The organism is Sphingomonas sanguinis, assembly GCF_001476905.1.
Taxonomy (GTDB): Bacteria; Pseudomonadota; Alphaproteobacteria; order Sphingomonadales; family Sphingomonadaceae; genus Sphingomonas; species Sphingomonas sanguinis_B.
This window is the reverse complement of record NZ_LDTE01000143.1, coordinates 1-7,091: the sequence shown is the minus strand read 5'-3', so window position 1 is coordinate 7,091 and position 7,091 is coordinate 1. Positions and strand designations below refer to the sequence as shown.

6 protein-coding genes are annotated in these 7,091 nt (G+C 63.6%); 2 read left to right on the top strand and 4 right to left on the bottom strand.

Features of this window, described 5'->3' with window-relative positions; all coding sequences use genetic code 11:
• Window positions 1-399: 399 nt before the first annotated feature.
• The 4 genes from SB4_RS19290 to SB4_RS19285 are packed head-to-tail and all read right to left on the bottom strand — an operon-like array spanning window position 400 to window position 3,711.
• The gene (locus SB4_RS19290; protein ID WP_082670271.1) at window positions 400-1,035 is read right to left on the bottom strand and encodes a class I SAM-dependent methyltransferase; all 636 of its coding nucleotides are present in this window, start codon (window positions 1,033-1,035) and stop codon (window positions 400-402) included.
• On the bottom strand, window positions 1,032-1,685 hold the full coding sequence (locus SB4_RS17505) for a PIG-L deacetylase family protein (RefSeq protein ID WP_058732332.1): 654 nt from the start codon (window positions 1,683-1,685) through the stop codon (window positions 1,032-1,034). The genes SB4_RS19290 and SB4_RS17505 overlap by 4 nt, the downstream gene beginning before the upstream one ends.
• Window positions 1,682-2,680: an acyl-CoA dehydrogenase family protein gene (locus tag SB4_RS17500; protein WP_058732338.1), complete on the bottom strand. Its 999-nt coding sequence runs from the start codon at window positions 2,678-2,680 to the stop codon at window positions 1,682-1,684. The genes SB4_RS17505 and SB4_RS17500 overlap by 4 nt, the downstream gene beginning before the upstream one ends.
• Window positions 2,677-3,711, bottom strand: a complete 1,035-nt coding sequence (locus tag SB4_RS19285) for a glycosyltransferase family 2 protein (protein WP_193751612.1) — start codon at window positions 3,709-3,711, stop codon at window positions 2,677-2,679. The genes SB4_RS17500 and SB4_RS19285 overlap by 4 nt, the downstream gene beginning before the upstream one ends.
• 165 nt (window positions 3,712-3,876) lie before the next feature.
• On the opposite strand from SB4_RS19285, the gene SB4_RS17490 reads away from it, so the two are divergent.
• Together SB4_RS17490 and SB4_RS17485 are read left to right on the top strand one after the other, a co-directional pair.
• Entirely contained in the window at window positions 3,877-6,057 is a 2,181-nt protein-coding gene (locus SB4_RS17490; protein ID WP_058716137.1) for a catalase, read from the top strand.
• Between the two features lie 691 nt (window positions 6,058-6,748).
• The coding region (locus SB4_RS17485) for an IS5 family transposase (protein WP_153006314.1) at window positions 6,749-7,091 on the top strand (343 nt) is incomplete at its 3' end.

Genomic DNA, 7,091 nt, shown 5'->3' with positions numbered 1-7,091 from the left:
CGTCCAACCCATCACGTCACCCGCGCCCCTCGAGCCTAAACCACGAGGGGCAAACACAAAAATCCGCCTCGGTTTATTCCGGGGCGGTTGCGGTGGGGCGTGGGAATGGTTGCGGGGGCAGGATGATTTCGCACCCACGGCACACCTTAACAAATTAGAATTGCGCGCTATTTCTAAAGACGCGCCGTAAGCACCCCCGCGAGTACCCCCACCTGAATGCTAACGCGTCAACGTGACAGAAATGTGCGATGAGCCGCGCCAGCCCATCGCATATCGTGCGATAGTCGGCGGCAAGTTACGACGCGTATTTGACCCAACTACGGCCATTTCATACCGCTATTCTAAATTCCTGCCTCCTGCCGTCAGTTCATGGGAGCTGTCGGCCGCTCCCTCAAATTTCTATTGCGCGAATACCGAAGAATGGGGGGCATAGGTAGGTTGGCCGCCGGGGCTGGACCCGCAAATCGGACGCGCGACCGTCATATGCCACCTTCTTCTACGGCGCGTCATATTTATCCGCCAGGATCGGCCGGTCAGATCGAGAAAGCGTTGCTGTATCCCGGCTGCATGCTGCGCGAAGTCGTAATAGTCGACCTGGTGATGCGCGAGCACCAGTCGTCCGCCGAGGCGTAGCGCTTGGGCGACGCACTTGGCGACGTGCCTCATCGCTTGCGGGGGTAGATAATAAAGCAGTTCGGCGATCACGATCGCATCATAGTCTCTCTGCGGGAGTCGCGCAGGCAAAGCCAAGCGGATGGCACGCGCGCGAGGCCAGTCCGCGACGGCTTGGGCAGTCAGCGCCGTACCTTCGGGCGTTCCCTCTGTCGCGTGAAGACGCAAGGCACGAGCGGCAATGGCTCGGCTATTCGATCCGTTGCCGCTTCCGAGTTCCAGAACGCGGCCAAGAGGGCCTGGCCCCAAGGCATGGAGGATCGCCGCACGCTTTACGGCTTCGTCGCGGTCGGAATAGGTCCGCCAAGGGTCATCATTCGCCGCGAATTTCTCGGCAAAATCGGTTAGGTCGATAGGCCTCATCGCGCGTCCTCGGCGAACTGTTCGACCGGGTGCGCGAAGACCGCGAGTTCATGGCGTGCGATCGCAAAGCCATGAGGATCGTCGGTGATCGCGCCCAATTGGGTGCGATGCATCCGGATCAGCGATCGCTTCGCCGCCACCCCGCCCGCCAGCGAAACGGTTCGGCATCGGGCGACCCTCGTGCGTTGCGGCGGCCAGACCTGATAGGTCATGCGTCGTCCCGAAAACCGGACGGCCCGAAGCGCCGCTGCGACGGCCCGGTGATCGGGATGCGCGTCGGTCATGGCGGGTCCGACGAGCATGTCCAAACCACGGCACCGACGGATCGCCCGGTTTAACCGCCGACGACATAGCAGCGTTTCGGCGGAAAGATTGCCATCGGGCAGCCCCAGGAAGGTCACATGCTGACGCGTCACACCCAGACGGCGGAGCGCCGACAGACTTTCCTGCCGACGCGCCGCGATCAGTCGTTCGGGGGGCCATGCCCCACTATTCGGATGCGAGGCAGCGCCGTTGCTGACCACGATGACCCGGACCATGCTGCCCTGCCGCCGCAAGGCCTGTATCAGGCCAGTCGCCCCGATGATCTCGTCATCCGGATGGGGTGCAACGATGACCGCGCGGCAAACGGCTTTGAGATCCAGCGTCACAAGCCGGGCACCAACAGACCCTGTCGAACCGCATGACCGACACGGAGCCTTTGGGCGTCCGGGGCCGGCTGGCGGAGATAGACCGCCAGATCGCTGAGCATGGCCGAGAGTGGATGGCTGTGGAACTGGCCAGCCAGCCCCACCGCCTCGCGCGCGACGACGATCGCCCGTTCGGCCGCATCGGCCACCGCCAATCGGGCCGCCGCCACGCGTGCCAGGCGTGGCTCGTCTCCTCCTTCGGCATCCTCGAACCACAGTCGCGCCGTCCGCCTTACGATGGCGGCCGCGCCATCGGCCAGTGCGAACAATTCGGCCATTCGGGCGGTCTGGAAGGGATCGTCGGCCCGCCCCGTCTTCACCAGATGATCGCGGCTGAGGTCGCAGATACCCGCCACGCCGCCTGCATGAACCGCCACGAAACGCAGCGCGCCGCCGCTGAAATAGGGCTCTCGTGCATAGCTGTCGGGCTGGCCGAGCCGATCCGCGTCGGTGACGGGGGCATGATCCCAGCGCACCTGATGCGTTTCGGATCGCTGCATCCCGATCACCTGCCACCAATCGGTGTCGATCGCCGGTGGCACGCGGGCAAGGTCGAGGAGGAGCAATTGCACGCCGCTCGACGTATCCGCCGTGACCAGCGCATGGCTCAGCACACCCGCCCCCGAGGCATAGCTTTTGCCGCCGCTCAGCCACCCGCCGTCCAGCCGCAGCGCCTCGCCCGGCAGTCCGGCATTCCACACCCCCAGCGTCGCGCCGCGTGCCAAGGCATGGCCCAGCCGGTCGACCTGGACGGCCGAGCCATAGCGCCGGACGATCTGCACGGCATCGACATGCCCCTCGACCAGGCGGGCAAGCGGCAGGTCGCGGCGGCCGATCGCGTACAGACCCGCCAACAGCGTGATCAGCTCGTCACCCGTCTGCGGATCGCCTGGCGGATTTTCGGCCCAGCCGGAAGCAGCGATCGCGCTTTGCAGTTGATCGGCCATCGTCGTCATGCCGCGACCTCGCACCACCGGCTTTCCAGTTCACGCAGAATATCTTCCGCTACCGCCAGCGACACCATGGCATCATGGGCCATGGGTGCGGGGACGATACGCATGGCGAACGCCTCGCCATTGGGACAATCCCGCGCAACGCCCAGCACATGGTCCGCCGCCAGACCCAGACTTCGTCCCAGCGTCATGCGGGCATCGGGCTGGTCTATCATCGCGAAGCTGCGTCGCGCGGCCGCCTGTGCGTGCCATTGCCATGCCGATCCGCGCGGGTCGGCCATGGATGGCAATTCGCCCTGATCCAGCGCCCGCAACAGGTCGGCAAGGCCCCCGGCGGCCCGTCCGTCGCGCCGGGAGGATGTGTCGACCGCCATCGCCCCGTCGCGGCGGACGCGAAAGCCGGCCCGCGCCGCGTCATCGAGAAACCGGGCATCTTCGCCGGACGGCAGCGGCAGGAAGCCGCCGATCGCGCGATAGGCGGCGGCGTGGACCGCGAGGTTGGCGCCACCGCCGAAATGATGGGTATCCCGCGCCTCCCATGGCACCGGGTCGACAAGGCGCCGATATTGGTGGAGCCGATCATAATAGCGCTCGATGCGGCATTGCCGGGGATCGCGGGCGGCATCGAGGCGAAGGATACGCCCCGCCACCACATCCGCCTCCTGCAGGGCCCGGCGGCCCGCCGCGATCCACTCCCGATGCGGGATGCTGTCGGCGTCGGTCGTGAACAGCAGCCCTTCGCCGCCCGCCAGACGCTCCAGGCCCATGGCCAGCGCCGCGCGGCGGGCCGCGCCTGCGTTCGGTTCAGAATTTACGGGACCCTGCGACACGGTCAGTCCAAACGGCAAAGCGGCGCGCACCCTCTCGAGCATGGCCATGCTGCCGTCCCGGCAGTCATCGAGATAGAGACATAGGTGCAGGTCATTCCCGTCGACCGACTGTCTGGCAATCGCCGACAGCAACCGGGGCAACAAGACCGCCTCGTTTCGTGCGGGAACACAGATGATCACGGGAATGTCCTCGTCCAGAATCATTCTCCTATGCGTGGCGGCCTGGCACGACCGATCCAGATCAGTCACGCATGCGTACGACAGGTGCGCCCGATAAGCCTTGATTAATATCAACCATTTAGCAGGCGGACGATTGCGTGAGCCGTGCGTTGGGAGGGCTGACATCCCTCAACGACGGAAGGCAGCATCATGGCCGACAAGACCAAATCCCGCGCGGGGCAGACAAAGGGAGAGGCACCCGTCAACGCCTCTGCCCTTCCTGCCAGATCGGACGCGCCGACCCATTATGCCGAGCCCCAGGGCCATGGCGGCGAAACGCATCAGACCATCCAGGATGCCGACCGCACGATGACGACCCAACAGGGGGTCCCGATTGCGGATGACCAGAACAGCCTGCGCGCGGGCGAGCGCGGACCGACGCTGCTGGAAGACTTCATCCTGCGCGAGAAGATCTTCCATTTCGACCATGAACGCATCCCCGAACGGGTGGTCCATGCGCGCGGCTACGGCGCGCACGGCGTGTTCGAGCTGACCGAAAGCCTGGCCGATTACACCCGCGCCGACGTGCTGAGCGAGGTGGGGCAGCAGACCGAGGTCTTCGTCCGCTTCTCGACCGTGGCGGGCAACAAGGGGTCGATGGACCTGGCCCGCGACGTGCGCGGCTTCGCGGTCAAATTCTATACCAAGCAGGGCAATTGGGACATTGTCGGCAACAACATTCCCGTCTTCTTCATTCAGGACCCGATCAAGTTCCCCGATCTGGTTCATGCCGTAAAGCAGGAACCCGACCGCGCCTTTCCCCAGGCCCAGTCGGCACACGACAATTACTGGGACTTCGCGTCCCTGAGCCCCGAGGCATGGCACATGGTCATGTGGCAGATGTCCGACCGGACGATCCCGCGCTCGTTTCGCACCATGGAGGGTTTCGGCGTCCACAGCTTCCGGCTGGTCAATGCCGAGGGCAGGTCGACCTTCGTCAAATTCCACTGGAAGCCGCGCCAGGGCCTGCAATCGGTGCTGTGGAACGAGGCCGTCAAGATCAACGGTGCCGATCCCGATTTCCACCGCCGCGACCTGTGGACCGCAATCGAAGGTGGCGACTTTCCGCAATGGGATTTGGGTGTCCAGCTGTTCGACCAGAAAACCGCCGATCGCCTGCCCTTCGACCATCTCGATTCGACCAAGCTGATTCCCGAGGAAGAGGTGCCGGTCCGTATCATCGGCACGCTGACCCTGAACCGCAATGTCGACAATTTCTTCGCCAACACCGAACAGGTCGCCTTCTGCACGCAAAATGTGGTGCCCGGCATCGACTTCTCGGACGATCCGCTGCTCCACGGGCGCAACTTCTCGTATCTGGATACGCAGTTGAAGCGTCTGGGTGGCCCGAACTTCACCCATATCCCGGTAAATGCGCCGCGCTGTCCGGTGATGAATTTCCAGCAGGACGGCCATATGGCGATGCGCAATCCCAAGGGGCGCGCCAATTACGAGCCCAACAGCTGGGACCCCGATGGCGGCCCGCGCGAGAACCCGACGATCGGCTATCGCAGCTTCCCCGCCGAGGTGCAGGGCACCAAGCAGCGCATCCGCGCCGAGACGTTCGCCGACCATTACAGCCAGGCGCGGCAGTTCTTCGTCAGCCAGCAACCCATCGAACGCAAGCATATCGGTGACGCGCTGGTGTTCGAACTGTCGAAGGTTGAGCGCGTCGACATTCGTGCCCGCGCCGTATCGCATCTGCGCCTGATCGACGAAGGACTGGCCGCGACGGTTGCGGATGGGTTGGGTCTCGATCTGCCTGAACCGGCAAAGGCCGCAAAGCCCACTCGCGACCTGCCGCCCTCGGCCAAGCTGAGCATCCTGTCCAACGGCCCGCAGGACTTCAAGGGGCGCAAGATGGGCATCCTGCTGACCGACGGCAGCAGCGCCGATTTGTTTGCTGCCTTGACCAAGGCGCTGGAGGCAGAAGGCGCCTTGTGGGAGGTCGTCGCACCCAAAATCGGCGGCGTAACGCTCGATGATGGCACGAAAGTCGCCGCCAAGCAGAAGATCGATGGCGGCCCCTCGGTGCTATACGATGCGGTGGCGGTCCTGCCGTCCGAGGCTGGCGCAGTTCTGCTGGCCAAGGATGCGACGGCCAAGGACTTCGTCGCCGATGCCTTCGCCCATTGCAAATTCATCGGTCACAGTGACGCCGCCAATGACCTGTTCCAAGCCGCTGGGGTGACAGATCGAGACGAGGGATTTGTCAGCCTCGCCAAGGCCAAGGATGCCAAGACCTTCGTCAGTCAATGCCGCGCGCTGCGCGTCTGGTCGCGAGAGCTGAACGTGGACCTCGATGCAGCGTCGCTTCAGTCGGCGTTATAGCACTGCAGGGGACGGGAAGGTCTACTGCACCTTCCCGTTCATCACATCGTTCGGACAGGCGACTGCGCTCCGGGGGTCGATGTGGAGGACGCTTTGGAGTTGGCCGGCCGAACGGACGTCCAACGCGACCCAGAAACGGCCGCTTAAGGCTGCCAAGCCGCTTAACGCTTTCTGCCATTCGTTAATACGGCAGATAACGCATCATCCGCGATCACGCTGGATGGATGAATGCCCGGCGTGGGTTAAAGGCAAAGCATTTCTCGGTGCAAACTATGCTGAGACTGCCAGCCTGCTACTGAGTGAGAAGCGCAATGCCCGTGAATGATTCCATTGGGCCGCCCCTTCCAACGGCGGAAGAAAAGGCGCTTCTGATCGAAACTATCGGAATGCTTGGTATGCCTTTGCCAAAACCACCGGCAATTAGAGATGAAGGCGGCCCTGAATCTGTGCCATTGCCCTTTAATCCAAATCCTATGCCCATGACAGACGGAGCAGCAACCGGATTGAATGACCGCTAGTGAGTGTTTGGGTTTCCCTGTCATAACGCCGCAGCAAACCGCATTGCCGTCTGCACGCGCGCTTCCGCCCCGGTTCATGTGGGACGGAGGCATTTAGGGTCGAAACCTAATCAGCCTCTTGAGACATGCTGGTTTTCCTGATTCACTGGTGCGTGGATACGGAGGAGTGAGGCATGGCGCTGTTCTGGTTGTCGGATGAAGCCTGGGCAGCGATCGAGCCGCATCTGCCGAATAACCAACCCGGCGCGCGGCGGGTTGACGACCGGCGGGTGATCTCGGGCATCGTGCATGTGCTGAAGGTTGGCTGCCGCTGGTGCGACTGCCCGGCCGATTACGGACCATCCACGACGATCTACAACCGGTTCAACCGCTGGTCGCGCCGTGGCTTCTGGCTCAAGCTGCTCGACGCGCTGGTGAATGCCGGTGTGGTTGCAAAGAGCACCGCGATCGACAGCACCTACATCAAGGCGCAACGCGCGGCGTTCGGCGGAAAAGGGGGCGCCAGATCCAGGCCAA